At 62.7% G+C, this 26,308-nt stretch carries 29 protein-coding genes; 12 read left to right on the top strand and 17 right to left on the bottom strand.

Annotation, left to right across the window (positions count from 1 at the left end; genetic code table 11):
* Window positions 1-42 precede the first annotated feature (42 nt).
* Genes LAC81_RS13035 through LAC81_RS13025 form a run of 3 tightly spaced genes read left to right on the top strand, consistent with a single transcriptional unit; the run spans window position 43 to window position 2,551 of the window.
* Window positions 43-666, top strand: coding sequence for a DUF1285 domain-containing protein (locus tag LAC81_RS13035; protein WP_223725129.1), 624 nt, complete (start codon window positions 43-45; stop codon window positions 664-666).
* Window positions 663-1,295, top strand: a complete 633-nt coding sequence (locus LAC81_RS13030) for a CoA pyrophosphatase (RefSeq protein WP_223725128.1) — start codon at window positions 663-665, stop codon at window positions 1,293-1,295. The genes LAC81_RS13035 and LAC81_RS13030 overlap by 4 nt, the downstream gene beginning before the upstream one ends.
* Window positions 1,292-2,551 (top strand): CCA tRNA nucleotidyltransferase, encoded by a 1,260-nt coding sequence (locus LAC81_RS13025; protein WP_223725127.1) that lies wholly within the window; start codon window positions 1,292-1,294, stop codon window positions 2,549-2,551. The genes LAC81_RS13030 and LAC81_RS13025 overlap by 4 nt, the downstream gene beginning before the upstream one ends.
* Window positions 2,552-2,622: 71 nt before the next feature.
* On the opposite strand, the gene LAC81_RS13020 is transcribed toward LAC81_RS13025, so the two are convergent.
* Window positions 2,623-2,808 (bottom strand): DUF1059 domain-containing protein, encoded by a 186-nt coding sequence (locus tag LAC81_RS13020; RefSeq protein ID WP_223725126.1) that lies wholly within the window; start codon window positions 2,806-2,808, stop codon window positions 2,623-2,625.
* A gap of 194 nt (window positions 2,809-3,002) precedes the next feature.
* Between LAC81_RS13020 and LAC81_RS13015 the strand changes: the two genes are divergently transcribed.
* Window positions 3,003-3,545 (top strand): adenine phosphoribosyltransferase, encoded by a 543-nt coding sequence (locus LAC81_RS13015; protein ID WP_223725125.1) that lies wholly within the window; start codon window positions 3,003-3,005, stop codon window positions 3,543-3,545.
* 51 nt (window positions 3,546-3,596) lie between these two features.
* Here the strand turns inward: LAC81_RS13015 and LAC81_RS13010 are convergent, their stop codons facing one another.
* The 3 genes from LAC81_RS13010 to LAC81_RS13000 form a co-directional block, all read right to left on the bottom strand.
* A complete protein-coding gene (locus LAC81_RS13010) occupies window positions 3,597-3,809 on the bottom strand; it encodes a hypothetical protein (protein ID WP_113535483.1) in 213 nt (70 codons plus the stop codon).
* A 191-nt stretch (window positions 3,810-4,000) separates the two neighbouring features.
* Window positions 4,001-4,471: a MaoC family dehydratase gene (locus LAC81_RS13005; protein WP_113535482.1), complete on the bottom strand. Its 471-nt coding sequence runs from the start codon at window positions 4,469-4,471 to the stop codon at window positions 4,001-4,003.
* Window positions 4,471-4,923, bottom strand: coding sequence for a MaoC family dehydratase (locus tag LAC81_RS13000; protein WP_223725124.1), 453 nt, complete (start codon window positions 4,921-4,923; stop codon window positions 4,471-4,473). Before LAC81_RS13000 ends, LAC81_RS13005 begins: the two co-directional genes overlap by 1 nt.
* Before the next feature lie 181 nt (window positions 4,924-5,104).
* Between LAC81_RS13000 and LAC81_RS12995 the strand changes: the two genes are divergently transcribed.
* A complete protein-coding gene (locus tag LAC81_RS12995; RefSeq protein ID WP_223725123.1) occupies window positions 5,105-6,211 on the top strand; it encodes a hypothetical protein in 1,107 nt (368 codons plus the stop codon).
* Between the two features lie 59 nt (window positions 6,212-6,270).
* Here the strand turns inward: LAC81_RS12995 and ychF are convergent, their stop codons facing one another.
* Window positions 6,271-7,374, bottom strand: coding sequence for a redox-regulated ATPase YchF (ychF, locus tag LAC81_RS12990; RefSeq protein ID WP_104667533.1), 1,104 nt, complete (start codon window positions 7,372-7,374; stop codon window positions 6,271-6,273).
* A gap of 189 nt (window positions 7,375-7,563) precedes the next feature.
* Between ychF and LAC81_RS12985 the strand changes: the two genes are divergently transcribed.
* Window positions 7,564-8,130 carry a hypothetical protein gene (locus tag LAC81_RS12985; RefSeq protein ID WP_223725122.1) on the top strand — a complete coding sequence of 189 codons (567 nt, stop codon included), beginning with the start codon at window positions 7,564-7,566 and terminating at the stop codon, window positions 8,128-8,130.
* Window positions 8,131-8,279: 149 nt separating this feature from the next.
* Entirely contained in the window at window positions 8,280-8,591 is a 312-nt protein-coding gene (gene clpS / locus LAC81_RS12980) for an ATP-dependent Clp protease adapter ClpS (protein WP_057253114.1), read from the top strand.
* Window positions 8,592-8,632: 41 nt separating this feature from the next.
* On the opposite strand, the gene LAC81_RS12975 is transcribed toward clpS, so the two are convergent.
* Both LAC81_RS12975 and LAC81_RS12970 read right to left on the bottom strand, forming a co-directional pair.
* Window positions 8,633-8,935, bottom strand: coding sequence for a DUF6958 family protein (locus tag LAC81_RS12975; RefSeq protein ID WP_223725121.1), 303 nt, complete (start codon window positions 8,933-8,935; stop codon window positions 8,633-8,635).
* A complete protein-coding gene (locus LAC81_RS12970) occupies window positions 8,919-9,479 on the bottom strand; it encodes a GFA family protein (protein WP_223725120.1) in 561 nt (186 codons plus the stop codon). Before LAC81_RS12970 ends, LAC81_RS12975 begins: the two co-directional genes overlap by 17 nt.
* 121 nt (window positions 9,480-9,600) lie before the next feature.
* Between LAC81_RS12970 and LAC81_RS12965 the strand changes: the two genes are divergently transcribed.
* Complete coding sequence (locus LAC81_RS12965; protein ID WP_223725119.1) at window positions 9,601-10,230, top strand: TetR/AcrR family transcriptional regulator; 630 nt, start codon at window positions 9,601-9,603, stop codon at window positions 10,228-10,230.
* A 30-nt stretch (window positions 10,231-10,260) separates the two neighbouring features.
* Here LAC81_RS12965 and pth read toward each other — a convergent pair whose 3' ends face one another.
* From pth to LAC81_RS12940, 5 genes are all read right to left on the bottom strand, one after another.
* Entirely contained in the window at window positions 10,261-10,980 is a 720-nt protein-coding gene (pth, locus tag LAC81_RS12960) for an aminoacyl-tRNA hydrolase (protein ID WP_223725118.1), read from the bottom strand.
* A 67-nt stretch (window positions 10,981-11,047) separates the two neighbouring features.
* Window positions 11,048-11,782 (bottom strand): substrate-binding periplasmic protein, encoded by a 735-nt coding sequence (locus LAC81_RS12955; protein ID WP_223725117.1) that lies wholly within the window; start codon window positions 11,780-11,782, stop codon window positions 11,048-11,050.
* Between the two features lie 92 nt (window positions 11,783-11,874).
* On the bottom strand, window positions 11,875-14,256 hold the full coding sequence (locus LAC81_RS12950; protein WP_223727820.1) for a putative bifunctional diguanylate cyclase/phosphodiesterase: 2,382 nt from the start codon (window positions 14,254-14,256) through the stop codon (window positions 11,875-11,877).
* A gap of 258 nt (window positions 14,257-14,514) precedes the next feature.
* Window positions 14,515-15,123, bottom strand: a complete 609-nt coding sequence (locus LAC81_RS12945) for a 50S ribosomal protein L25/general stress protein Ctc (RefSeq protein ID WP_223725116.1) — start codon at window positions 15,121-15,123, stop codon at window positions 14,515-14,517.
* 235 nt (window positions 15,124-15,358) lie between these two features.
* Window positions 15,359-16,540: a benzoate/H(+) symporter BenE family transporter gene (locus LAC81_RS12940; RefSeq protein ID WP_223725115.1), complete on the bottom strand. Its 1,182-nt coding sequence runs from the start codon at window positions 16,538-16,540 to the stop codon at window positions 15,359-15,361.
* 248 nt (window positions 16,541-16,788) lie between these two features.
* On the opposite strand from LAC81_RS12940, the gene LAC81_RS12935 reads away from it, so the two are divergent.
* The 3 genes from LAC81_RS12935 to LAC81_RS12925 all read left to right on the top strand — a co-directional run bounded on the left by LAC81_RS12935 (window position 16,789) and on the right by LAC81_RS12925 (window position 20,160).
* Window positions 16,789-17,745, top strand: coding sequence for a helix-turn-helix domain-containing protein (locus LAC81_RS12935; RefSeq protein WP_223725114.1), 957 nt, complete (start codon window positions 16,789-16,791; stop codon window positions 17,743-17,745).
* A gap of 350 nt (window positions 17,746-18,095) precedes the next feature.
* Window positions 18,096-19,604, top strand: coding sequence for an aldehyde dehydrogenase (gene adh / locus LAC81_RS12930; RefSeq protein ID WP_223725113.1), 1,509 nt, complete (start codon window positions 18,096-18,098; stop codon window positions 19,602-19,604).
* 154 nt (window positions 19,605-19,758) lie between these two features.
* Window positions 19,759-20,160: a DUF779 domain-containing protein gene (locus LAC81_RS12925; protein ID WP_223725112.1), complete on the top strand. Its 402-nt coding sequence runs from the start codon at window positions 19,759-19,761 to the stop codon at window positions 20,158-20,160.
* A 10-nt stretch (window positions 20,161-20,170) separates the two neighbouring features.
* On the opposite strand, the gene LAC81_RS12920 is transcribed toward LAC81_RS12925, so the two are convergent.
* Window positions 20,171-20,872 (bottom strand): NYN domain-containing protein, encoded by a 702-nt coding sequence (locus LAC81_RS12920; protein ID WP_223725111.1) that lies wholly within the window; start codon window positions 20,870-20,872, stop codon window positions 20,171-20,173.
* Between the two features lie 101 nt (window positions 20,873-20,973).
* Window positions 20,974-21,879, bottom strand: a complete 906-nt coding sequence (locus LAC81_RS12915; protein ID WP_223725110.1) for a LysR family transcriptional regulator — start codon at window positions 21,877-21,879, stop codon at window positions 20,974-20,976.
* A 117-nt stretch (window positions 21,880-21,996) separates the two neighbouring features.
* Between LAC81_RS12915 and LAC81_RS12910 the strand changes: the two genes are divergently transcribed.
* Window positions 21,997-23,025, top strand: a complete 1,029-nt coding sequence (locus LAC81_RS12910; RefSeq protein ID WP_223725109.1) for an aldo/keto reductase — start codon at window positions 21,997-21,999, stop codon at window positions 23,023-23,025.
* Window positions 23,026-23,097: 72 nt separating this feature from the next.
* Here LAC81_RS12910 and LAC81_RS12905 read toward each other — a convergent pair whose 3' ends face one another.
* The 3 genes from LAC81_RS12905 to LAC81_RS12895 form a co-directional block, all read right to left on the bottom strand.
* On the bottom strand, window positions 23,098-24,030 hold the full coding sequence (locus LAC81_RS12905) for a ribose-phosphate pyrophosphokinase (protein WP_034788749.1): 933 nt from the start codon (window positions 24,028-24,030) through the stop codon (window positions 23,098-23,100).
* Window positions 24,031-24,235: 205 nt separating this feature from the next.
* Window positions 24,236-25,066: a hypothetical protein gene (locus LAC81_RS12900; RefSeq protein WP_223725108.1), complete on the bottom strand. Its 831-nt coding sequence runs from the start codon at window positions 25,064-25,066 to the stop codon at window positions 24,236-24,238.
* A gap of 89 nt (window positions 25,067-25,155) precedes the next feature.
* A complete protein-coding gene (locus LAC81_RS12895) occupies window positions 25,156-26,307 on the bottom strand; it encodes a M24 family metallopeptidase (RefSeq protein WP_223725107.1) in 1,152 nt (383 codons plus the stop codon).
* Window position 26,308 lies beyond the last annotated feature (1 nt).

The raw sequence follows: 26,308 nt of genomic DNA, 5'->3' as shown, positions 1-26,308 counted from the left end.
CAAAGGTCTCGATGCAAAATCGAGGTCAAACGGGACGGAACAATGGCAGAAGCCGAAATTCAGCAAACCGGCGATGCCGCCGGACTGGCGGCATTGATTGCGCGTGCCGCCGGGCAGACCGGCGAAAAGGCGCGCGGCCTGCCGCCGGTGGACCGTTGGAATCCGCCGTTCTGCGGCGACATCGACATGGAGATCCGCGCCGACGGAACCTGGTTCTATCTGGGCACACCGATCGGTCGGCAGCCCTTGGTCAGGCTGTTTTCCACCGTTTTGCGCAAGGACGAGGATGGGCGCACCTATCTCGTTACTCCTGTGGAAAAAGTCGGCATCCGCATCGTCGATGCGCCCTTCGTCGCTGTCGAGATGAGCGTGACCGAAGGGGAGAAGGGCCAGGTCCTGACCTTCCGCACCAATGTCGGCGATGTGGTCGAAGCCGGGCCGGCTCATCCGCTGCGTTTTGTCATCCACGGCGAGAACCGCGAGCTTAAGCCTTACCTGCATGTGCGCGGGCGCCTGGAGGCGCTGGTGTCGCGGCCGGTCATGTATGACATCGTCGAACTTGGAGAGACCGTTGTCGTCGACGGCATCGAAATGTTCTGCGTATGCTCGGGCGGCGCCGTCTTCCCGATCATGCCGGCAGCCGAGCTGGAAGCGCTGTCGCGATGAACCGGCATCTCTTCTCTGCTGACGAGTTCCGTCGACGCGCCCTGACCCAGATGGGCGGACCGATCGAGACCTCCTGGCGCGACCATGGCGACTTTCTGCTCAATCCGGGCATGGTGCCCTATCTGGAGACGCTGCACCTGAAGGACGCGGCAGTCCTCGTGCCCGTCGTCGACGATGGCGACGATGCGCATGTCATTCTCACCCAGCGCACGGCGAGCCTGCGCAAGCATTCCGGCCAGGTCGCCTTTCCCGGCGGTGCCGTCGATCCAGAGGACCGGTCGGTCGAGGTGGCGGCGCTGCGCGAAGCGCAGGAGGAAATCGGCCTCGATCCGCGGTTCGTCGAAACCATCGGCCGGCTGCCGCATTACATGGCGATGTCCGGTTTCCGCATCACCCCGATACTGGCGGTGGTGAAGCCCGGCTTCGAGCTGATCGCCAATCCGGACGAGGTCGAAAGCGTCTTCGAGGTGCCGCTGTCCTTCCTGATGAACCCCGGCAATCACGCCCGTGGGCGTGGGCACTGGCAGGGCGAGGAACGTCATTTCTACCGCATGCCCTATGGCGACCACAACATCTGGGGTATCACCGCCGGTATTCTCCGCATGCTCTATGAAAGGCTTTACGCATGACTTCCGTTGCCGGCGAAGGCTGGTTTTCAGCACCCTCTTTGCGCCGTGTTTTCGAGGTCCTGAATGTCGAGGGCGGCGAGGTCCGGGTCGTCGGCGGTGCCGTACGCAACAGCCTGATGGGCCTGCCGGCCGGCGATATCGACATGGCCACCACCTGGCGTCCGGAAGAAGTCTCCGAGCGGGCGAAGGCGGCAGGCATCAAGGTGGTGCCGACGGGCATCGACCACGGCACGGTGACGCTTGTCATCGACGGGACGCCCTATGAGGTGACGACGCTGCGCCGCGACGTATCAACTGACGGCCGCCGCGCGGAAGTCGCCTTCGGCACCGACTGGAAGGCGGATGCCGAACGGCGGGATTTCACCATCAACGCACTCTATGCGGACGAGCGCGGCGAGGTGTTCGACGATGTCGGTGGGCTCGCCGACATCGAGACGCGCACGCTGCGCTTTATCGGCGATGCCAGCGAGCGTGTCGCCGAGGACTATCTGCGCATACTGCGGTTCTTCCGTTTCTTCGCCCATTACGGCAGCGGCCGGCCGGATGCCGATGGCCTGCGCGCCTGCGCTAGGGCACGATCGAAACTTGTGACCCTTTCGGCCGAACGGGTCTGGGCCGAAACGAAGAAACTGCTTTCCGCCGCCGATCCCGGCCGCGCGCTTCTCTGGATGCGCCAGGCCGGTGTGCTGACCGAGATTCTGCCGGAAACGGAAAAGTGGGGGATCGACGCGATCCCGGATATCGTAGCCGCCGAGCGGGCCTTCGGTTGGGCACCGGATCCGCTCCTGCGCCTGGCTGCGATCGTGCCGCCGGACGAGCAACGGCTGGAGGCGATGGCCGAGCGTCTGCGCCTGTCGAAGGCCGAAGCCGCCTATTTCGACCGCTGGGCAAAGGCGCCGGCGATCCCCCCCGCGACCGTCGATACCGCTTTTGACCGGCTGCTCTATCGTCATGGCGTGGAAGGGATCGTCGTGCGGTTGCGGCTGGCGCTGGCAACGGCGCGGCGCAAGTCGGAAGGTGATCCGGCGTTGCTCTCGGAGACTGCGGCGCTGCGCCGGCTGTTGGCGCGCGCCGAGGCTTGGAAGCGGCCAAGCTTCCCGCTGAACGGCGGCGACGTATTGAAGGCCGGCGTGCCGGCCGGCCCGCGCGTGGGGGAAATCCTCGGCGAACTCGAAAATCTCTGGATCGAGCGCAACTTCAATCTCGACCGGGAAAACCTCGTCGCCCGGCTTGAGGCGATGGTGCAGCCGGATTGATCGAACGGCTTCCGCCGCCTTGGCCGGACGACTTGGTTCGCACGCAGAACGACAAGCCGCCTTGAGGACTGCTAAGCCGCCTTGGATTCGTCGGTAATCCGGGCCTTGATGTTGTCGATCATATTTTCGCGGATGACGGTTTCGCCGTGCGTTTCGCGCATGTGCTCGACGACGCGGCGCACGATTTCGGCATCGTTGTCGGCGCGCGTGTGCCATTCGCAACCCGGGACGAGGGAACCGCATTCAAACAGGCGCATGGTGCTTCCTTCCCTGTGTAAGTTTGATGCGAGAGCGCGGCGCGCCGGTCGGGCGACCGCACGAGTAGAGTAGCATCAACCCCCCGGGACGGCCAATTGTTCCCGCCGACGACGCGAGAAGAAACCGTTATCGACAAGCGGGCCGATGGTGTTATGGGTTTGCGGTAACAAGAGACGCAAAGGCCCTTTTGCCCATGACCACCGTTCAATCGGAACTGATCTCCGCCATCCGGAACATTCCTGATTATCCGAAGCCGGGCGTGATGTTTCGCGATATCACCACGCTGCTCGGCAATCCGCGCGCATTTCGCCGCGCGATCGACGAACTGGTGCATCCCTATGCCGGGACCAAGATCGACAAGATCGCCGGTATCGAGGCGCGCGGCTTCATTCTTGGTGGCGCGATCGCACACCAGCTTTCCTCGGGCTTCGTGCCGATCCGCAAGAAGGGCAAGCTGCCGCACGATACCGTGCGCATAGCCTACAGCCTGGAATACGGCGTCGACGAAATGGAAATGCACAAGGACGCGATCAAGCCGGGCGAGAAGGTAATCCTCGTCGACGACCTGATCGCGACCGGCGGCACGGCGGAAGCGGCGACGAAACTGCTGAAACAGATGGGCGCCGATATCGTCGCCGCCTGCTTTGTCATCGATCTGCCCGAACTCGGTGGACGCAAGAAGCTCGAGGCGCTCGGCGTCAATGTCCGCACGCTGATCGAATTCGAAGGCCATTGATCGGCCCCGGAACGGGTGCGGGCCTAAATCGTACCCTTTCCCTCGTCGAGCCTAGAGACGATTGATCGTCCGCAACATCAGCTGGACCTCACGCTGTGTTGCCAGCGGCAGTGTTTCCACTTCCTTCTGCCAGAAGCTTTCGGCTTCCGGCGGCTCTTCTTCCCAGCTTCTGACAGATGTCTCGTTATCGTCTATGACGACACGACGGTGACCGCCGAGACGCACATATTCATCCGCCAGTTCGCGGACATGGGTTCTTTCCATGGCTGCTCCTCCGGTCCGAGCGGTTCGCCGCCCTCAAGCCGCTTAAGATGCGGTCGAGGTGCGCAACCTTGCCTGCAGATGGGCACCCTGCGCCTGGTCAGCGGCGAATTTAAGGAGCTTCGGCAGTTCAAGGTGTTGCAGCGACACTGGCGCGTCTGAAAGACCCCGTGTGCCGGAAACTCTCGCTCCGTTCACACGAACTCGATGACCTTGCTCTCGAAGCGGATCACGGGCTCGCCATGCTGGTTGTCGCCCTCGCAGAGGATGGTGTTGATCCGCCAGCCAGGCTTCGAGGTGAGTGAGCGGCTATCGAGGAAGGTCACGAAATAGGTGACCGTGTCTCCGGCATAGACCGGCTTCAACCACTTGAGATCGCGGAAGCCGGGCGAGGGGCCGAGATTGGGCGCACGCAGGCCCTCGGCGGCAAGCCGGCGCTGCTCATTTTTCCAGAAGCGGACGAAGCATTGCATCCAGCCGGCGCAAGTGTGCCAGCCCGAAGCACAGAGGCCGCCGAACAACGAATGCCGCGCCGCCTCTTCATCGAGATGAAAGGGCTGCGGATCGAAGTCACGGGCAAAGCGGATGATGTCCTCGGCCGTAAAGGCCAGGGTCCCGATGGCGGTCTTGCTCTTGGCCGCGTAGAATTCTTCCATCGTCATCATCAGGATCTGCCCTTCTCGCGGCAGCGAAAGAGAACGGTGCATTCGGAGACCGCTACGGGCTCACCGGCCTGGTTGGTGATTTCGTTGCGGAATTTGACGATGCCGAGATCGGGCTTCGACCTCGATCGCCGCGCCTCGAGAACGAGGCTGAAACCGTTGAGGACATCGCCGGCGATAACCGGTTTTCTCCAGTCCATGAAATCGATGCCGGGCGAGCCCTGGGACGTCGAGTTGCCCATGAAGGCATCGAGCATCATGCGCATGCCGATCGCGCTGGTGTGCCAGCCGGAGGCGGCGAGACCGCCGAGAATGCTGCGTTTTCCGGCTTCCTCGTCGAGATGCATCGGTTGCTGGTCGAACTCGCTGGCAAACGCGATCATTTCCGCCGGCTTCATTTCGACCGGCTTGTAGTCGAAGCGTCGCCCCTCGGAAAAATCTTCGAAATACAGCATGCTTGCGTTGTCCCGTCTGATTTGCTGCCGTCTACCTACTGTATAATTTCCTGAAGCGGAATCCATTTTGAGCGGCGCTGTTGCTGCGGAGTGGGGTGAATTTCCAGGTTGCGCGTGCCGGAGGTTCATGCAACCTCCTGTCTTGTCGCCGCATTCGCTGGCGCTTGATCGAGGAGCATTCGTGACCGAACTGAACAGAGCGCTCGCCGGCGCTGCCGAAAAAGGGATCATCTCTGCACATCAGGTGCGGGATCTCGAAGTCTATCTTGCCGATCGCGGCTTCCGTTTCGGTCCGGCGGCATCAGATGCGGCAGCCGACAGGGCTGACGCCGCGCTCGATGCGCGGGCGGCGGAAGACAGCGAGCAGCCCCGATTCATCAGAGGTTTCCACGATATCCTGATCACGATCGGCGTCGTGGTCGTCCTCATCGGCCTGTGGGGCTTGACCGGTCCGCTCGCAACGCTGCCGATCATTCTCGTGCTTGCGGAAATTCTCGTGCGGCGCCAGCGTCTGGCGCTGCCCTCGGTGGTGCTGACGCTCGCGCTCGTCCACTGGGTCGCGATGACGTCGATGTGGTTCGTGGACGATCATGGGGAAGCCTGGCACCCCCTGACGTTCGGCCTGGCCTATGTTGCTGCCTTCCCGATCCCGCTGGCGCTGTTCTACTGGCGATACCGCGTTCCGCTGGCACTGGCCGGTCTGGTGCTGTCGATCGCGATGCTCTGCGTGGTGGCGGTGCTCATCGCCTTCCAGAAGGTCTTCGGTATCGACGTTGCCAACCCCGACCACGTCCTGCTCTTTCCTCTGACCCTGTTCGTGGGGGCGATGGCCGTGTTCGCGATCGCCATGCGCTACGACATTTCGGACCCGCAGCGGCTCACCACCCGTTCGGACATCGCCTTCTGGCTGCACCTAGCGGCCGCGCCGGCTCTGCTCTATTCGCTGATGGGACTGGTGTTCCTGGCCAACGGCGGCGCCACATGGTGGGATGGACAGGCGAGCTTCAATCAGGCCGCTTCCGCCATTGTGATCGTCGCCGCGTTCATGCTGGTCGGGCTCGTCATCGACCGCCGCGCCTTCGTCACATCCGGGCTGTTGTCGCTGGGCGGCGCGATCTGGACCGTGCTGAGCAAGACCAATGCGTCGCTCGACAGCTACGTCTTCATCGCCCTGGCGATCGTCGGGGTGACCGTATTGTTCATCGGTATCTTCTGGCAGCGGCTGCGCCGCATGGTCATCGACCTTTTGCCGGAAACGATAACGGCGCGGTTGCATGCCGCGCGGTAGTATCAGGTTCTGATGCGGTCTGATCCCGCGCCTTGAGTGCGGGATCAGACCGACAGGCCTTACGTGTTGAAGCGGAAGTGGATGACGTCGCCGTCCTGGACGACGTATTCCTTGCCTTCGTCGCGGGCCTTGCCGGCTTCCTTGGCGCCCACTTCGCCGCCGAGCGCGATGTAGTCTTCGTAAGCAATGGTATTGGCGCGGATGAAGCCGCGTTCGAAGTCGGTGTGGATGACGCCGGCGGCCTGCGGTGCCTTGGTGCCGCGCTGGATCGTCCAGGCGCGGGTTTCCTTGGGGCCGACGGTGAAATAGGTGATGAGGTCGAGCAGCTTGTAGCCGGCGCGGATCAGGCGGTCGAGACCCGCTTCCTCAAGGCCGAGCGCGCTCAGGAACTCCTTGGATTCGTCTTCCGGAAGCTGAGCCACTTCGGATTCGATCGCCGCCGAGATCACAACGCTTTCGGCCCCTTGCGCCTTTGCCATTTCGGCAACCGCGCGGGTGTGTTCGTTGCCGTCGACAGCATCGCTTTCCGCGACGTTGCAGACGTAGAGAACCGGATGCGCGGTCAGGAGATTGAGGCCCTGGAGGATGCGCAGTTCTTCGGCGTCGAGCGTCGAAAGCAGCGTGCGGACCGGCTTGCCGTCCTGCAGCAGCTTCAGCGAAGCTTCCATGATCGGAAGCTGGGCCATCGAATCCTTGTCCTTGCCGACCGCGCGCTTGCGGGTCTGCTCGGTGCGGCGCTCCAGGCTTTCGAGGTCGGCGAGCATCAGCTCGGTCTCGATCGTCTCGGCATCGGCGACCGGGTTGATGCGGCCTTCGACATGGGTGATGTCGTCATCCTCGAAGCAGCGCAGCACGTGAACGACGGCATCGACTTCGCGGATGTTGGCGAGGAACTGGTTGCCGAGGCCTTCGCCCTTCGACGCGCCGCGCACCAGGCCGGCGATGTCGACGAAGGAGATGCGCGTCGGGATGATTTCCTTCGACTTGGCGATGTCGGCAAGCTTGCGCATGCGCGGGTCCGGCACCGCTACTTCGCCGGTGTTCGGCTCGATCGTGCAGAAGGGATAGTTGGCCGCTTGCGCCGCTGCCGTCTTGGTGAGTGCGTTGAAGAGCGTGGACTTGCCGACGTTCGGCAGCCCAACAATACCGCATTTGAAGCCCATGGGGTCTCGTCCGTATCTTAAAATTCCGTTGGCGTGGCTATGCGGGAAGGGCGCTCCCCGGTCAAGGGCGCAGGCCCTGTTCACGGTAAATAAGGGGTTCCGGCCGTTGAAGGCGTGCTCTTCGGGCCGCATATGCGCTCAGAATTCCGCCGGCCTTGTTGCGGCGGCAAGAAATCTGGGGAGCCCGCATTGATCGACCAGAAATTCCTGTTTCCACGTGTGCCGGTGGCCGTCGTCGATATCGGCGATACGCACGAGGCGTTGCTGATCCGCGCCACGTTGGAAAGTCTCGGTGCCTTCGTCACCCTGCATCTGCCGGGCACGCCGGGGGATTTCCTGACCCTTCTGGCCGGCGGCGAGCTCGTCCATCAGCATTTGGTCATCTCGGGCCACGGCGACGAGAACGGCTTCGCCTTCGGCGACTACATCGAGGAAATCGACACCTCGATGCTGGTCGAAGGCAGCCTGCCGCCCGCGGTCGTCGCCCAACACGCCAGGCTCGATGGCAAGATCGTGCTTAGCACCTGCTGCGAGACCGGCGGGAAGGTCTTTGGCGATGCCTTTGTCGAGAAGGGCGGCGCGGCGCTCTATGTCGCTCCGGATGGTTCGCCTGAAGGGTCCGATGCGCCGCTCTTCGTGCATTGCTTCTACCATGCGCTTCTCGCACGCAAGCAGACGCCCGAGACGGCGTTGGAGCGCGCCCGCTCCTATGACGAGGCGGCAGCGATGTTCGTCGGTCATCGGCCGTACCGTTGACCGACACCGGCGCCGTTCAGTCTGCTTTTGCTTGATCGGCACCTCAGCCCGTAGGATAGTGCGGCTACAGCGCCCTGTCCTTTCGAGACGCGCCAAGGCCGCTGCAACGCTTAGATTTGCTGCAGTCTGTCATCAACGGGGTGGTTCCGATGAGTGACAACGAAGTTGCCAGAAAAGTCAAAGTGAAGGTGAAGCCGAAGCTCGAACGGCCGAAGCTTTACAAGGTCATGTTGCTCAATGACGATTACACGCCGCGCGAGTTCGTCGTCGGCGTGCTCAAGGCCGTGTTCCATATGAGCGAGGAGGCCGGCTACCGGGTGATGATGACGGCGCATAAGATGGGCACTTCGGTGGTCGTCGTTTGTGTGCGCGATATCGCAGAAACCAAGGCCAAGGCGGCGACGGATCTCGCCAAGGAAGCGGGTTTTCCGCTGCTCTTCACCACCGAGCCGGAGGAATAGCGAGCGGCCCGCGGGGACGTGCCGGGCAGCACCGGCCTGCTTTACGCTTTCTTGTGCAGCCGAAGCGGCTTGCTCGCTTCGCGCTCGATCGTACCCTTGGCTTCGAGATCGAGCTGTACCGCCTTCAGCCACCAGCCGGCCTTCGCGCCCCCGGGGAAAAGGTCCTGCGGCAGCATAGGCAGCAGCCGTTCCTTTGCGCCCGCCACGGTCAAGCCCGGCGCGGATGGCGGCAGCACCGCGAGCAGAGCTTCACGCATCGCCTCGTATTTCACCCGGTCGACGCGGTATTTGTGACCGGGCGAAACGATGTTTTCGACTTCGATCTTCTCAGCCTGGGATGCCATTGGCCTCGCCTTTCACATAGTCGATTTTCGGCGCCTTGAAACCCATCGCCGCCCAAGCGGTCAGAAGCCGCCACATGAACCGACCGGAATGTGTCTTGTAGCTCGGCAGCGTGTCGGCGAACTCGACGCCGGCCTTGCGATCCTTCGTCATCGTCCGCATTTCGAGCGGCGGCTGCTCATCCGGGGCGAAGCGCTGGTTGTAGACGCTCAGCCAGTGGCCGCCCTTGAATTCCAGGAACATGGCGGCGTTGCAGCAGTTTGCGATCACCCTGCGGGTGGGTGCCTCGGGCGTCAACCGATGCTCGCGCAAGAGGTCGTTGCCTCTGATGCAGCGGATCCTGTCCTTGCGGTAGAGCGCAAACCGCGTCGAGCCGTCGGCTTCCATGACCGGCGATGCTTCGGGGAGAGCCTCGAAACGCTCGCCGGCGGTGCGGCAACTGGTGCAGTAGCAGGCGGCGCCGACGATCGGCTCGCCGATGGCTTCAAAGGCAACCAGCCCGCAACGGCAGGCGGCAATCCGATTTTTTGCTTGTGGTTTGACCATGACCCTCTCCCGATCGCATCTCACTAATTAGACTGGACCGTCCAGTTTGATTTGTCAATCCGACTGGCCTATTCTGCGCGGCAAGTGATTTGGTGACGTGTGGCAGGAGAGGGGGGCAACATTGAGCAACGGCGCAAAGACGCGCATGGAGCGCACCCGCAAGGCGATCGTGGCTGCGGCGAGCGACCTTTTCCTGAAACACGGCTTTCTCGGCACCAATATGGACGAGATCGCTGCGACGGCTGAAGTGTCGAAGCAGACGGTCTATTCCCACTTCCAGAGCAAGGAAGCGCTGTTTCTGGAGGTCGTGCGCAGCATGACGGGCGGGGCGGGCGACGAGTTCCAGGAGCAGGTCGCCGACCCCGATGGCGATGAGCCGATCGAGGATTTCCTGCTCGACTATGCGACGCAACTGCTGAAGATCGTGATGACGCCGCGGCTGATGCAGGTTCGTCGCCTTGTCATCGCCGAGGTCGAACGTTTTCCGCAACTCGGCGAAGCGCTGCACGAGCGCGGACCGATGCGCTCGATCCGGCGGCTTGCCGTCGCCTTCAAGCGCTATGGCGAGAAGGGCGACATCCTGGTGAGGGATGCCGAGGTCGCCGGGGGGTTCTTCAACTGGCTGGTCATGGGCGGGCCGGTCAACGACGCCATGCTGCTTGGCGACGGCGCGATCCCGACACCTTGGGCACTGCAGGCGCATGCTGCGGAAGCGGTGCGGATTTTCCTTGCGGCCCACAAGGCGAGCTAGACGCCGATATCGGGCAGGGAATGGTGATGCTCAGTCGCCCTTCGAGCCGAACATCTTCTTCAGCATGTCGGCCATTGGACCGGTCGTCGGCAGCTTCTTCGGCTGGGCAGAGTTGCGCGCCTGGTGGATATGCGACTGCGCACCCTGCTTCTTCGGGCCTTCGGCTTTTTCCGCTTCCGGCTTGCCGCCGGTCGCGAGCGCGATCTTGTTCAGAAGCTGGGAATCCTCGCCGCGCACCAACATGTCGGCGTTGTCGGCGATGGCGTCGAGCAGCGGCACCAGCCAGGCCTGGTCGACCTTGGCGAAATCGCCGAGCACATAAGCGTGCACCAGATCCTTGACGCCGGGATGGCCGATGCCGAGCCGCAGGCGCCGGTAATCCTTGCCGCAATGGGCGTCCATCGACTTGATGCCGTTGTGGCCGCCGTGGCCGCCGCCAACCTTGATCCGCGCCTTGGCGGCCGGCAGGTCGAGCTCGTCGTAGATGACGGTGATGTCCTTCGGCTGCAGCTTGTAGAAGCGCATGGCCTCGCCGACCGCTTCGCCGGACAGGTTCATGAAGGTCTGCGGCTTCATCAGCAGCACGCGTTCGCCGGCGATCTCGCCCTCGGCGATCTCGGCCTTGAATTTCTTCGACCAGGAGGCAAAGCCATGGCGGCGGTGGATGACGTCGACCGCCATGAAGCCGATATTGTGCCGGTTGGCGGCGTATTTCGAACCTGGATTGCCAAGCCCTACGATGATCAGCATGTCGTCACGCGTCGATGATTTCGGGATGGGGCCATCCAAAATCATCGCGCCGGGGGGAAGTCAACGCTTATTTCGCGGCGCGCAGGCTGGCGTTCGGCGTGAGGCCGTAGTGCTTGAAGATCTCGTCCTGGGTGCCGTTGCCAATCAACCGGTCCAGTTCGCGCTGCATGGCGGCGATGGTTGCCCGCGACACATCGCGGTGGCAGGCGATGCCATAGAGCTTGCCTTCGAGAACCAGTGCCGGTTCGACCGGCTTGCCTTCGGCGCGCATGCTCTGGAAGGTCTTCTCCGACGTCATCAGCAGATCGACGCGTCCGGCGATCAGCTTCTTCAGGCTGGATTCGAGATTTGCGGCATAGTCGATTTTCGGAAAGCCGTGGTCCCTGAGATAGGTTGCGGAGAAGTCCTCGCGCTGCGTGCCCACGGAGTACTGGCGTGCCGCCTCCAGCGAATCTGGTGCTATGTCGGAGCCGGCATGGCGAACCATGACCATATGATCGACCAGCAGCGGCTCGACCCATTGGAACTTCCCGTCACGTTCGGCGTCGTGGCCGGTCGTGAAAACGCAGTAGGCCGGATCGGTTTCGGCCAGCATGAAGGCTCGCGCCCACGGCAGAACCTCGATTGTATAGGGCTGTTTCAGCCGTTCCATGATCAGCTTGACCTGATCGACGGCAGCGCCGCTCGGGCCGTTTTCGGTCGAGAAATTGTAAGGGGGATACTCCTCGGTGACGAACTTGATCGTTTGCGCCTCCGCGGTCGTGACGAGACCGAGGAAAAGTAATGGGATCAGCGCCTTCACGTGCGTTCCTCCTTTTCGCCGCATCTTGCCGTGTCCGTGCGGTATGTCCGCGTCCCGAACCTCCATCGGAATCGCGACCGCTGGCGGCGGCATCATGCCCGTCTGTCTGCTGCCGTCGACTTTGCTTCCGAATCGCTTTCCAGCATCTTCAGCATGCTGTCGATCTGCATCGGCCGGCTGAAGAGATAGCCCTGGCCGCAATCGACGCCCAGCTTGCGCAGGAGCTGCCATTGCTCCTTCGTCTCGATGCCTTCGGCGACGACGGTGCAGCCCATCTGATGCGAGATGGTGCGGATGCCCTTGATCAGCATGCGGCTCTTGCGCCGGATATCGGCGGTGCCGGAGCTCAGCGAACGGGTGAAGGACTGGTCGACCTTGACGATATCGACCGGGAAACGGTTGAGATAGCTCAGCGACGAATAGCCTGTGCCGAAATCGTCGAGTGCGATGCGGCAGCCGAATTCGTTAAGCTGCTTCAGCACGGCGTGCACTTCCGGATTGTCGAGCATGAGCACCGCTTCGGTAATCTCGACGACGATCCGGCTTGGCGAAATGTGGTGCTTCAGGAGCAGGGCGGCGAGCTTGTGCGGCAGCGTCAGTTCGAATTGCAGCGGCGAGAAATTGACGGCCAGGTAGGTGTTCTGGGTGCCGTCCAGCTCGGAGATGGCCGCCAAGTGCTGGATCGCCTTTTCGAGGATGCGGTCGCCGATACGGGCGATGGTACCGGTTTCCTCGGCGATGCCGATGATCTTGCCCGGCGGCATCAGGCCCTTTTCCGGGTGGTTGAGGCGCATCAGTGCTTCAAAGCCGGCGATCTGCCCGTCGGCAAGGCTGACGATCGGCTGCAGCCAGGCCTCGAAATGGTCGTCTTTCAGTCCGGCCTCGATGCATTGTTCGATCTCATGGCGTTCGCGGGAAGCGTCGAGCATGCTGGCGTCGAACAGCTGCAGCCCGTTCTTGCCATCGTGCTTGCGCGCATACATCGCCATGTCGGCCTTCAGCAGCAGATCGGAGGCGTTTTCCGCATGGGCGGGATAGACCGAAATGCCGACGCTGGCGCTGACGAGGAGTTCGTTGCCGGCAATCGGCATCGGCTCGTGCAGGGCCGAAACGATACGCTCGCCGATCTCGCTTGCGAGTGCCGCAGCGTCCCGGTCAGAAATCAGGATGGCGAATTCGTCGCCGCCGAGGCGGGCCATGATGTCGCCGGGGCGCAACGCGTCATGGATGAGCTCGACCGTGTGGCGCAGTACTTCGTCGCCGGCGGCGTGGCCGAAATTGTCGTTGATCCACTTGAAGCGATCGAGGTCGATGAAAAGGCAGCCGAGCTGCATGCCGCATTCATCAGCCTGCCGGATCGCGTCGTCGAGTGCCGCCTCGAACCCCTGCCGGTTCAGCAGGCCGGTGAGGTGGTCGGTGATCGCCTGGGTGTGGTTGCGGCTTTCCGCCTGCTTCAGCGCCGTGACATCGGTCATCACGGACAGCGACAGGCTGCCTTCGCCGGTTGCCTTCGTCTCCTGGATCAGCACCGTCATGAGCTCACTGTCCGCCTTGCGGAAAGGAACGGTAACCTCGCGGATCTCGTGATCGCCGACCGCGATCGTCTTGGCGTGGCTGCGATAGGTTTCGTGCCAGTGCTGATCGATGAAGTCGACGAAGTCACGGCCGATCACGTCGTCGCGGTCGTAACCGGTCGCCAGCAGCCAATAGTCGCTGACGGCCAGCAGGCGCCCGTCGACGTCGAGCGAAAACAGCATGGCGGGCGTCAGGTTGTAGATATCGGTGACGCGTTCGTGCGCGCTTTTCAGTTCCGTCTCTTCGCGCTCGAGCCGGTCCTGCATCTCGTTGAAGTTGGCGGCAAGTGCGCCCATTTCGTCGTCGGAGGTCCAGTCGACGCGGTGGCGTGAGCCGAGCCGGCGGGTCGCCTCGATTGCCGCCGTCAGCCGCATCAGCGGGCGCATCACCGTGAAGCGATTGCCGACGAGCGCGGCGGCAAAGACGATCGCGACTGCGAAAAGCAGAATGGCGAGGATCGCCAGTTCGTCCCTGCTGAATTGCGACAGAAGGCCAGGCGTGGGAACTCTTACCTCGATGCGGCCGACTTCCTTCAGCCCATCCACGGATTGATAGGAAATGGGCAGGCTGAGGATCCGGTCCTTGGCGCTGGGTATGGCGCCGCCCAGCGGCATCTGGGCGAGGATGGAGCCGGTCTGGTCACGGACAGTGACGGAGAGGATATCGGTACCGTTGATCAGCGATCGGGCGATATGCTTGATACCGTCGCTGTCGAAGTCCCAGATGGGCTTGCCGAGCGCTTCGGCGCTTGCGGCCATCAGCAGTTCGATATTGTGAATGCGCTCGCGTGCGATGCGATCGCTGGAAATGCTCAGGAAGAGGACGAGCAGCGGGGCAATGAACACGAGCATTGCGCCACAGACAATCGCGATAAATCGGTTCTCCACGGAGTGCATCATCGTATGCACGCCCTGGAAGGTGCTGCCACGCATCTCATATTCGGATTCTCTTCAGTCTGAGCCCCAGTTTCCCCGCCTGAAGAACATCATCAAAATCTTAAATGTTGCTGAAATCGCGGCATGATAAATGATGAGACGCGATGCCGGCGTTGCGCTGCCGCAGGCTCGCGGCAATGCAGAAAGCCCGCCCCAAACGAATGGGACGGGCTCTCGATGAAGTGCAGCGGGACTGGCTTTCGCCAGTCAGCCAAAAGCCAATCAGGCTTCTGCTTCGCCTTCGGCTTCTTCCTTCACGCCACCGGCCGGAGCAACGATCGTTGCAACGGTGAAGTCGCGGTCGGCGATAACCGGGGTCGCGCCCTTCGGCAGCTTGATGTTGGAGATGTGAACGGCGTCGCCGACCTTGAGGCCGGAGAGATCGACGGTCAGGAATTCCGGAATGTCGTTAGCCGAAACGTTGAGTTCGACTTCGTGGCGAACGATGTTGAGAACGCCGCCAGCCTTCAGGCCCGGGGACTTTTCTTCGTTGACGAAGTGAACCGGAACTTCAACGGTAACCTGGCTGTCCTTGGAGACGCGCAGGAAGTCGACATGCATGGTGAAGTCGCGGACCGGATCCAGCTGGTAGTCCTTCGGCAGGACGCGGATCTTTTCGCCGTTGAGGTCGATCGTTGCGACGGTGGTCATGAAACCGCCGGCGTGGATCTTCATCGTCACTTCCTTGGTGGAGAGCGCGATGGAAAGGGGGGCCTGCTTGTCACCGTAGATGACAGCCGGGATAAGACCGTTGCGACGAAGTTCACGGGAGGACCCCTTACCAACCCGTTCGCGCGTCTCGGCCTTGAGCTCATAAGTTGCGTGGCTCATGGGTAGACCTTTCTATGTCTAAATCTGGAGAGTTCATCCGACAATGCGGATGAACCGAAGCCGCATGGGCTTCATCCGCGTTGCCTCCAAGGGTGTCTACGCGGACGGGGCGGTGCATAGACGAGATCGCCCGCAAATGCAAGCTTTGCCGCGGTTTTAAAGCATGTCGCACGAAAGTGCACAGCGGTCTTGCGGCAACGTCGTGCCGGAAATCGAGTGGGAAGATGCGGTGCGCTCAAGCCTTTCTCGCGGTGAAGCGCGCGAGCACCAGCATCAGGCCGCCGGCAATCAGCCCCCAGAATGCGCCAGAAACACCGCCGAAGCTGACGCCGGAGGCTGTCACCAGGAAGGTGATGGCGGCCGCTTCGCGGGTCTTCGCCTCGGTGAAGGCGGCCATGGCGGAACTGGCGAAGGCGCCGACAAGGGCCAGCCCCGCCACCGCCTCGATCAGGATGGAAGGCGCTAGGCTGACGAAGGTAGTGACGACACCTGCGAGCAGGCCGAAGACAATGTAGAAAGCCCCGGCATTGATTGCCGACCAGTAGCGCCGGGCGCGGTCGGGGTGGGAATCGCTACCGGCGCACATGGCGGCAGTGATCGCGGCCAGATTGACCGCGTGCCCGCCGAAGGGGGCGCTCAGCATGGAAAAGAGGCCCGTAGTTGCAAACAGCGGGCCGGGGGCGGGATGATAGTCGTTGACCTTCAGCACCGCGATGCCGGGAATGTTCTGCGAGGCCATGGTGACGATGAAAAGCGGCAGGGCGATGCTGACCATGGCCGCAACATTGAACTGCGGCGCCACGAATTCCACGGTCGGCACAAGCGCCGAGGATAGAGCCGAGAACGCGCCCGCCGGGATTTCGACGCCGAAGGCGATGACCAGCACGAAGGCGATGAGTGCCGCCGGAACCGCATAGAGCTTGTTGACGCTGCCGACGACGGCCCAGGCGAGAAGAATCGGCAAGCCGAGAAACGGATTGAAGGCGATCGCCTTTACCGGCGCGAAGCAGAGGCTGAGCAGCACACCGGCAAGCATGGCATTGGCAAGCGGGGCAGGGATGGTCGAGACCAGTCGGCCCAGCGGCTTCCAGAGGCCGGCGATGACGACGAGCAACCCGCAGAGGAGAAAGGCGCCGACGGCCGCGTTGAAGCCGCCTTCGACGACGCCGGCACTCGCGAGCAATGCGGCACCCGGCGTCGACCAGGCGATGCTGACCGGCAGCCGTGTCACGGCGCTGATGACGATCGCGCAGACGCCCATCGAAATCGACAGCGCCATCAGCCCCGAGGCGGCCTGCGCTTCGCTGGCGCCGACACCGGTCAGACCATGCAGCACGACTGCGAAGGAACTGGCGAAGCCGACGAAGGCGATCAGCAGGCCCATGAAGAGGCTCTGGAGCGAGAAGTCACGAAGCATGGCGGCAACCGGCTGTTGTGGGGTTAAGTCGCGGCGATATGATCCTTTCGCCTATCACATTCGCGCGCGCTGTCGATATCGCCGGCGTGATGCACCGATCAAACTCGCTGACGGGTGCTGGCACTCGAACCTTCGTCTGGCTGGACCTTTGCGAACATCGTTGGCTATAGTGCCGCCCAAGCAGGTGCGCCGTTTGGGAGATCGGTTGCATCCGTCGTCGCCGGTCGACGCTTTCAGGGAGGAGGGCGATGCCTGTCGTCAGGGATCATTCGGAACTTGTCTATCGGGTCGCGCACCAGTCTTCGGCAGCGGCGAGCTCGCCCGTGGCCGCCTCCTGGCGCCGCTGCATGACATTGCACAAGCTTGCTCCGGAGGAAGCGCGCACGCCGCTTCGGCTGCTCGACAGTGAGTTCCACTCCGTGCGCGAGCGTTCGGGTGAACTGTTGGCGGAAGCCGGCATCGAGCTCGACCGCTTGTTCGCCACGGTTGGCAAGGCCGGGTGCTGCCTGCTCCTCACCGACAATGACGGCGTGGCACTGGAACGGCGCGGTGCAGTCGGCGACGACGCCGATTTTCGCGGCGTCGGGCTCTGGTCGGGAACGGTGTGGAGCGAGGCGAGCGTCGGCACCAATGGCATCGGCACGGCGATCGCCGATGAGCGCGCGGTCGTCATCCAGCGCGACCAGCATTTCCTCAGCAGCAATATCGGCTTGAGCTGCGCCACAGCACCCATCCGCGATCATCGCGGCCGGCTGGCGGCGGCCATCGACATCTCCACTTGCCGCGACGATGCATCCGAGATCACGATGTCGATCCTGTCGCAGGCGGTGCGCGATGCCGCTGCGCGCATCGAGGCCGGCCTCTTCCGTCGCGCCTTTGCCGGTGCGCGGATCGTGCTGGTGCCGGTGGACCGTGCCGGGCCTGCGCTTCTCGCCGTCGACCGCGACGACCTCGTGCTCGGCGCCACGCGTGTGGCACGCCAATGGCTCGATCTCGACGACCGGCGCATCGCCGCCGGCGTTCCGGCCTCCGATCTCCTCCAGGAAGATACGTCAGGCGACGCCGCCGAGCTTCCCGATGCGGAACGTGCAGCGCTTCGACGTGTGCTGTCGCGCGCCAATGGCAACGTCTCCATGGCGGCCGAGCTGCTCGGCATCAGCCGCGCCACGCTTTACCGCAAGATGAAGCGGCTCTCTGTCAACTGATCTTCCTACGCCGTCTGGAGGTTGCCCCTCACCCTAACCCTCTCCCCGCAGGCGGGGAGAGGGAACGTGCCTGATAGCGATCGTCGTACTTATGTTGGCCCGGATCCTTGGGGCATGTGGAGCGCTCAGCTTGTCGCTTCTCCCGTGATCACGGGGAGAAGGTCCCGGCAGGGGGATGAGGGGCGATACAGTGTGTCCGCTTGCTGCGTTGCAGCATGGTCGCCCACGCCGACCTGTCTCAATTCTGAAACAGTTCTCCTTGCCGCCGCTCGCACGGCTCTATCGAAGACCCGCATTCAACTTCACCTTCCTACACACAGCTCGTTGCTGGTTCTCAGGGAGGAATGACCATGTTGCATCAGAAGATCGTCGAAAGCCCGTTCAAGCAGAAATACGGCAACTTCATCGGCGGCGAATGGCGCGAGCCGGTGGCCGGGCGCTACTTCGACAACACAACGCCGGTGACCGGCGGCGTGCTTTGCCAGGTGGCTCGCTCCGATGCCGCCGATATCGAGCTGGCGCTCGACGCCGCCCATGCCGTTCGTGAAAAGTGGGGCCGGACCTCGGCAGCCGAGCGTTCCAACATCCTGATGAAGATCGCCGGCCGCATGGAGGACAATCTCGAACTCCTGGCGCGGGCCGAAACCTTCGACAACGGCAAGCCGATCCGCGAGACCATGGCGGCCGATATTCCGCTGGCCATCGACCATTTCCGCTATTTCGCGTCCTGCATCCGCGCGCAGGAAGGTTCGATCGGTGAGATCGACCATGACACGGTCGCCTATCACTTCCACGAGCCGCTCGGCGTCGTCGGGCAGATCATTCCCTGGAACTTCCCGATCCTGATGGCTGCCTGGAAGCTGGCGCCGGCGCTTGCCGCCGGCAATTGCGTCGTGCTCAAGCCTGCCGAGCAGACGCCGGCTTCGATCCTCGTCTGGGCGGAGCTGATCGGAGATCTGCTGCCGGCCGGCGTGCTCAACATCGTCAACGGCTTCGGGCTCGAGGCCGGCAAGCCGCTTGCGACCAGCCCGCGCATCGCCAAGATTGCCTTTACCGGTGAGACGACGACCGGTCGGCTGATCATGCAATATGCCAGCCAGAACCTCATTCCGGTGACGCTGGAGCTTGGCGGCAAGTCGCCGAACATCTTCTTCGCCGATGTGCTCGCCGAGGACGACGACTATTTCGACAAGGCGCTCGAAGGTTTCGCCATGTTCGCGCTGAACCAGGGCGAAGTCTGCACCTGCCCGAGCCGCGCGCTCGTACAGGAGAGCATCTATGACCGTTTCATGGAGCGGGCGGTGAAACGCGTCGAGGCGATCCGCCAGGGCAATCCGCTCGACAGCGCCACGATGATCGGCGCGCAGGCGTCGAGCGAGCAACTCGAAAAGATTCTCTCCTATATCGATATCGGCCGCCAGGAAGGCGCCGAGGTGCTGACCGGCGGCGGCCGCAACGTGCTTGAGGGCGAGCTGTCGGAGGGCTTTTACGTCAAGCCGACGGTGTTTCGCGGTCACAACAAGATGCGCGTGTTCCAGGAGGAGATCTTCGGGCCCGTGGTCTCGGTCACCACCTTCAAGACGGAAGCTGAAGCGCTGGAGATCGCCAACGACACGCTCTACGGCCTCGGCGCCGGTGTCTGGAGCCGCGACGCCAACCGTTGCTACCGCTTCGGCCGCGAAATCCAGGCCGGTCGCGTCTGGACCAATTGCTACCACGCCTATCCGGCCCATGCGGCCTTCGGCGGCTACAAGCAGTCCGGCATCGGCCGCGAGACCCACAAGATGATGCTCGATCACTACCAGCAGACCAAGAACATGCTGGTGAGCTACAGCCCCAAGGCGCTCGGCTTCTTCTGATCGGAAACTGCCTTCCCCGCCGCCGGGGAAGGCGACAGGAGCCGGAGGGACGGTTTTCTCCACCGTCCGTCCGGCTCGATCGGCGGCTGAGGTGTGCTCTCCACCCGCGCCTCAGCCGACCACACCGACCGCGCCTGAGCTTGGAGGCTCGCCAATGCCCACTGAACTAACGGGAAATACCGGCGGTACCAACGAACCCCGCGTGCTGGCGACGGATGCGGCGCTCGACCTGATCGCCGAAATCCGGCGCGATCACCCCGATATCCTGTTTCACCAGTCCGGCGGCTGCTGCGACGGCTCGTCGCCCATGTGCTATCCGGCCGATGACTACATCGTCGGCGACAATGACGTGAAGCTCGGCGAAATCGGCGGCGTGCCCGTCTATATCAGCGCCAGCCAGTTCGAAGTGTGGAAGCACACGCAACTGATCATCGACGTGGTGCCGGGCAGGGGCGGCATGTTCTCGCTCGACAATGGACGGGAGAAGCGGTTTCTCACGCGCTCGCGGCTGTTCGGCGGCGGCGAGAGTTGCGCCGTTGTCTTTCGGGGGCGCTGACGCGATCGGTCTATTTCCGTTTCACGTAGATCGAGCCGCCGCCATTCGACTTGCACTCCAGGGATGGGATGCTTTTCATCAAAATATTGAGCTTGCTGAATCCGTGAAGTCGGGAATCGAAATCTGGCATGCGCTTGTTGAGTACGTTGCCAACTTCCCCGAGATAAGCCCAGCCGTCTTCACCTGACGTGTCGTCCACAGCGGCGTGAATTTCCTTCAAAGGCAATTTCGCTGGCTGGCCGGCAGCACCCTTTGCACCTTCCTCGAGAAGCAGGTCGCAGTAAAAGAAGCGGTCGCAAGATTTCACATAGGGATTGGTCGCTTTCTTTTCCCCGAAGCCGTAGACGGCCAACCCGTCCTCCCGGATTCGGCTTGCGAGAGAGGTGAAATCGCTGTCGCTGGAGGCAATGCAAAATCCCTCGATTTGCCGGCGATGCAGAATATCGATCGCGTCGATCGCCAGCTTCAGATCGGTGGCATTCTTGCTCTTTGCCGCGGGTGCGACATGGACTGGCAAGAGCGCATATTCATGGAGCAGCGGCTGCCATGCGGCCATCGCAGCACTGCCAAAATTTCCATAATCACGTTTGATGGAGGCGGTGCCAATCGACGAGGCCTTGAGAATGATAAGCGGCAGAAATTTCGGGCGAACATTCTCAGCATCTATCAAGATCGCCAGGCGATCACGACGCCCCTCGGAGCCAGTCCCCATGCCACCTCTCAATATATGAGATTGCTAATTTAGTCGAAATATGCGGCTCACATCCCAGGCTTGTCAATGCGCATACATTTCAGGTCTAGTTGTAGGCGAGACTATCTCCGCTCCCGCCCAATCTTTGACGAGAGATCGAGAAGAGCCCGCAGCTTGGGCTGGGTCTGGGCCTTGGCGGGGAAGTAGATGAAGAGGCCCGGCGACGTCGGCAGATAGGCGTCTAGCACCCGTTCGAGGCGGCCGTTTGCGACGGCGTCGCGCACCGAAAGGTCCGGCAGGTAGGCAAGCCCGGTGCCGGCTTCGGCCATCTCCATGAGCATCTGGAAATCGTTGACCGTCAGCCCGCCGGGGACGTCGACGGAGAAGTCGCGTCCCTCCCGCTCGAACTCCCAGCGATAGATCGTGCCCGATCCCGGGTAGCGATAGCGGATGGCTTCGTGGCGCGTCAGGTCCTCGGGCGTCGACGGCCGCCCGTGCTTGACGAAATAGGAGGGCGAGCCGACCACGGCCCAGGTGATGTCGGGCGTCAGCCTGACGGCAATCATGTCGCGCTCGATCGCTTCGCCGATGCGGATGCCGGCATCGAAGCCGTGTTCGGTGATATGGACGGCCGCATCGTCGATGGAGACTTCGACGGAAACGTCCGGATAGGCCTGGCGAAAGCGCGGCAGGAGCGGCGTCAGCACCAGAGGGATCGCCATGCGCGGCACGGTCAGCCTGAGATTGCCCATCGGCTTGTCGCGAAAGTCGCCGAGCAATTCATAGGCGTCAGTGATCTCGGCGGCGGCGGGACGCACGCGCTTCAGGAAGGCGAGGCCTGCCTCGGTGAGGGCAACGCGTCGCGTGGTGCGCACGAAGAGCTGGAGGCCGAGACGGGCTTCCAGCGCCCTGATTGTCTGGCTGACGGCGTTGGGTGTGACGCCGAGGATCGCTGATGCTGCGGTGAAGCTGCTTGCTTCCGCCACCGCCAGAAACTCCCGCAGTCCTGTGAAGGGATCGTTTGCCATCGCGCGATTATGAAGGAATTCTTCCAAACCTATCAAGAGAGCTGTGATTTTTCGCGGCAATCAACTTTGGCATAGTCGCTGCAACATGAACCTGTCTCGGAGTGGATGGAGAACGACATGCAATATACGACGCTTGGAAATACCGGGTTGGTGGTCTCGCGCCTCGCCTTCGGCGCGATGACCTTCACCGCCGGCGACCGCAGCCTCGGCGCGGTCTATAAGACCGATGCCGAAGCTGCCGACACCCTAGTCGGGCAGGCGCTGGACGCCGGCATCAATTTTTTCGACACTGCCGACGCCTATGCCTCGGGGCAATCGGAACGGATCCTCGGCGACGCGCTCAAGTCCCGCCGCGACGAAGTGGTGATCGCCACCAAGGTCGGTTTCCGCACCGGCACACCGCTCAGCCAGGCCGGTCTTTCGCGCCGCCATATCCTCTGGTCGGTCGATCAGAGTCTCAAGCGCCTCGGCACCGACTGGATCGACGCCTATATCGTCCACAAGGAGGACCCGCACACGCCGCTTGAAGAGACGCTTTCCGCGCTCGATGCGGTCGTCCGCTCCGGCAAGGTACGCTATATCGGCTTTTCCAACTGGTCGGCCTGGAAGGTGGCGGCAGCAGCCGAGATCCAGAAGGCCAACGGGCTGGCGCCCTTCACCCACGGCCAGATGCACTATTCGCTGCTCGGCCGCGACGTGGAGCGCGACGTCATCCCGATGATGCAGCGCTACGGGCTGGGGCTGACGGTCTGGAGCCCGCTCGCCTCGGGGTTCCTCTCGGGCAAGTACACCCGCGATAATCTCGGTGATCCGGACAACCGCTATTCGGGCTTCGACATTCTGCCCTTCGACAAGGAGCAGGGCTTCAAGCTGGTGGAGCGCCTGCGCGGGATCGCCGGCGAGCATAGGGCGAGCGTCGCGCAAGTGGCGATTGCCTGGCTCCTGGCGAAGAAGGCGGTAACGAGCGTGCTGCTCGGCGCGTCCAAGCCGCATCAGCTCAGGGACAATCTCGGTGCGGTGGACCTGATGCTGACGCAAGCAGAGATTTCGGCGCTCGATGCCGAGACCGTGCCGGCCGCGGTTTATCCCAACTGGTTCATCGACAATCTCGCCGACCAGCCGTTGGTACAGGCACTCGGGAAGTAGCTGCTTTCCGCAACGAAAAACGCCGGCGCTTTGGCGCCGGCGTTTTCAGAAATTCGCAAATTCGGTACGACCTCAGTCGAAGAGGCTCGAAACGGACTCTTCCTGGCTGGTGCGGCTGATGGCTTCGCCGAGCAGGCCAGCGGTCGAGATCACCCGGATATTGTGGGCGGACTGGACGGCGGTGGTCGGCTGGATCGAGTCGGTGATGACCAGTTCCTTCAGCATCGACGAGGTGACGCGGGCGACCGCGCCGCCGGAGAGAACGCCGTGGGTGATGTAGGCGGTGACGCTGGTCGCGCCGTTCTTGAGCAGTGCTTCGGCCGCGTTGCAGAGCGTGCCGCCGGAATCGACGATATCGTCGATCAGCAGGCAGTCCTTGCCCTTCACGTCACCGATGACGTTCATGACTTCGGATTCACCCGGACGGTCGCGACGCTTGTCGACGATCGCCAGCAGACAGTCGAGGCGCTTGGCGAGCGCACGGGCGCGAACCACGCCGCCGACATCAGGCGAAACGACCATAACGTTCTTGAGATCGTAGTTTTCCTTGACGTCGCGCGCCAGGATCGGGATCGCATAGAGGTTATCGGTCGGGATGTCGAAGAAGCCCTGGATCTGGCCGGCATGAAGATCGAGCGTCAGCACGCGATCGGCGCCGGCTTCGGTGATCAGGTTGGAGACCAGCTTGGCCGAAATCGGCGTGCGCGGACCGGGTTTGCGGTCCTGGCGGGCGTAGCCGAAATAGGGAAGCACCGCGGTGATGCGGCGGGCGGAGGAGCGGCGCACCGCGTCGATCATGATGAGCAGTTCCATCAGGTGATCGTTGGTGGGGAAAGATGTCGACTGGATGATGAACACATCCTCGCCGCGCACGTTTTCGCCGATCTCGACGAAGATCTCCTGATCGGCGAAACGGCGTACCGTCGCTTTGCCGAGAGGCAGGTTGAGATAGTTGCAGATCGCTTCGGCCAGCAGCCGGTTCGAATTACCTGCGAAAACCTTCATTGACGGACCGCCTTGAGCTGGCGCGGTTACCGACCGGTGTTTTCCGGGGCGGTGTGTTCCGCGCAGATTCCGAGAGCCATTCCAATCGCGGTCATTCTTTGCGGATGGCCGCCGTTCAGAGCTGATCGGCCGCTTTTTAGCGAGACTGAACTTGAATGCAAGGGGAATGCTGCGCCGCGAAGGCCAATATCCTAAAAACTTTGTGTCAACCGGCCTGAGATTGCCGCCATTCGAGGTAGGCGTTGATGGTTTTCGTCGCGATTCCCTGCATGGTTGTCGCCGGCACTCCGCTCCACAAGTCCGCGCCGGCACCGGGAACCGAGTCCTGCCCCTGGATACGATGCAGGCGATTGCCGCTGCCGTCGAGCACATCCCAGACATAGACGACCGTCGTCTTCTCGCCGTCCTTCAGCGTCGAGAAGTACCCCTTGAGGATATGTTCGCTGCTGGCATCGCCAGAGCCCTTGATCGTCAAGCCGTGCGCGCGCGCTTCGGCGCCCAGCTGTTTGGAGAGCGGGGTCACCGCCTGGACCGGCGCGCCGATGATCGGCAGGAAGCGGATCGTGCCACTGGTGGCAGCGCTTGCCTTCGGCAGCGATGCGACGCTCGGCTGGGTCTGGATGGTCTCGGCCGCAGCCGCCGTCTGTTGGACCGGGGTGTGCTGAACTGGTGACTGTTCGATCGGTGCCTGGCGGCTCTCGATCGTGTTCTGGACCGGCGCTGAGCCGGCGGCAAGTCGGCTTGCCTGTCCCTCGAAGGTGCCGGCGGGATCCGTATAGGTCGCGTCGCCAGTGGCATAGGCAGTCGGCGTGTTCGACGGAGGCGAGTAGGCGGTGGTCTGGCTGATGGGTTCGCGCTGCACCGGCGCCATTGCCGTCTGCGTCGACATGGCGTCGAGGTCGGATTGCGTCACCGGTGGCGAGCGGAAGGTTCCCCCGCCGACGTCAACCTGTGGCGTCAGCATCTCGGTGCTGTTGCAGCCGGCCAGGGCAATGGCGAGGCCAAAAGCTACGATGGGCGTGGTGAGCTTTCGCATGTTCAAACCGTCCGTCCGTTTCTTCGCGGCAGTTTCCTGAAACGTCTCCTGTCGTCTGCCAGTACGAACGCAAGTCTAGGCGGATTTCCCTAAGCAGAAATGAAGTCCAGGCCATAGCGCGAGAGCGCACGGGGGGTATCCGTCGTCGTGAGATAGGTCTGGCCGAGGGTCATGGCGGTGCCGCTGTCGGAATCCATGATGATCATGTGCACGAACAGCGACATGTTCGGCTCGATCTCCTGTGGGTTGCCGATGTGGAACATCTGGTGCTCCATCCAGGAGGGCGAGAAGCGGGCGCCGAGAGAATAGCCGCAGGCATTCAGGCGGTGACGGGCAAGGCCGCGCTCGTCCATGATCTTGGCATGCATGTCGAAGACGGTGCCGAAGGTGTTGCCGGGACGAAGCACCATCTCGATCGCCTGGATGGTCTCTCGGCAGGCGCTGTAGAGTTCACGGTGACGGTTGGTCGGCTCGCCGACGACGACGGTGCGCATCATGGCAGCATGGTAATGGGCGCTGACGCCGGCCCATTCGAGGGTGAGCTGGTCCTGGCTGTCGAGCACGCGGCGCCCGGACTTGTAGCGGCAGAGCAGCGCGTCGGCGCCGGAGCCGATGATGAATTCGTTGGCAGGGTAGTCGCCGCCGCCGGCCAGGATCTTGCCCTGCATGGCGGCGAGGATGTCGGCTTCGTTGCCGCCCGGACGGATCAGCGGCAGCGCGGCATCGAGCGCATCGTCGGCAAGGCTTGCGGCCTTCTCGACATAGGCGATCTCGGCGTCGCTCTTGATCAGCCGCAGCCGGCTGACGAGATACGAGGCGTCGATCAACTCGCCGAAGGTCTGGAGCTGGCGGTCGAGCAGGCGGGCGACGCGGCCGGTCATGCCGTGGGTGTCGTATTCGACGCCGATGCGGCAGCCGAGCAGGTCGAGTTCGCTGAGCAGGTTCTTGAGATCCAGGGTCGGATCGGCGTTGGCCCGGTCCACCCAGATTTCGATGCGCTCGATGTTGGAGGTGTGGCGCGCCTGGCGCAGGTCGGCCGAGCGCGTCAGCAGAACCAGCGAGCCGTCCTTCTTCACGACCAGCGTCTGGAAGAAGCAGTACCCGAAGGTGTCGTAGCCCGTCAGCCAGTACATGCTCTCCTGGGCGAAGAGCAGCACCGCGTCCAGCTTCTCCTCGCGCATCTTCTCCGTCAGCCGCTCGAGGCGGCCTGCATATTCTTCCTGGGCAAATTGAAGCGCCATG

Source organism: Ensifer adhaerens (assembly GCF_020035535.1).
Lineage (GTDB): Bacteria > Pseudomonadota > Alphaproteobacteria > Rhizobiales > Rhizobiaceae > Ensifer.
This window is presented reverse-complemented; position numbering and strand designations above follow the sequence as displayed.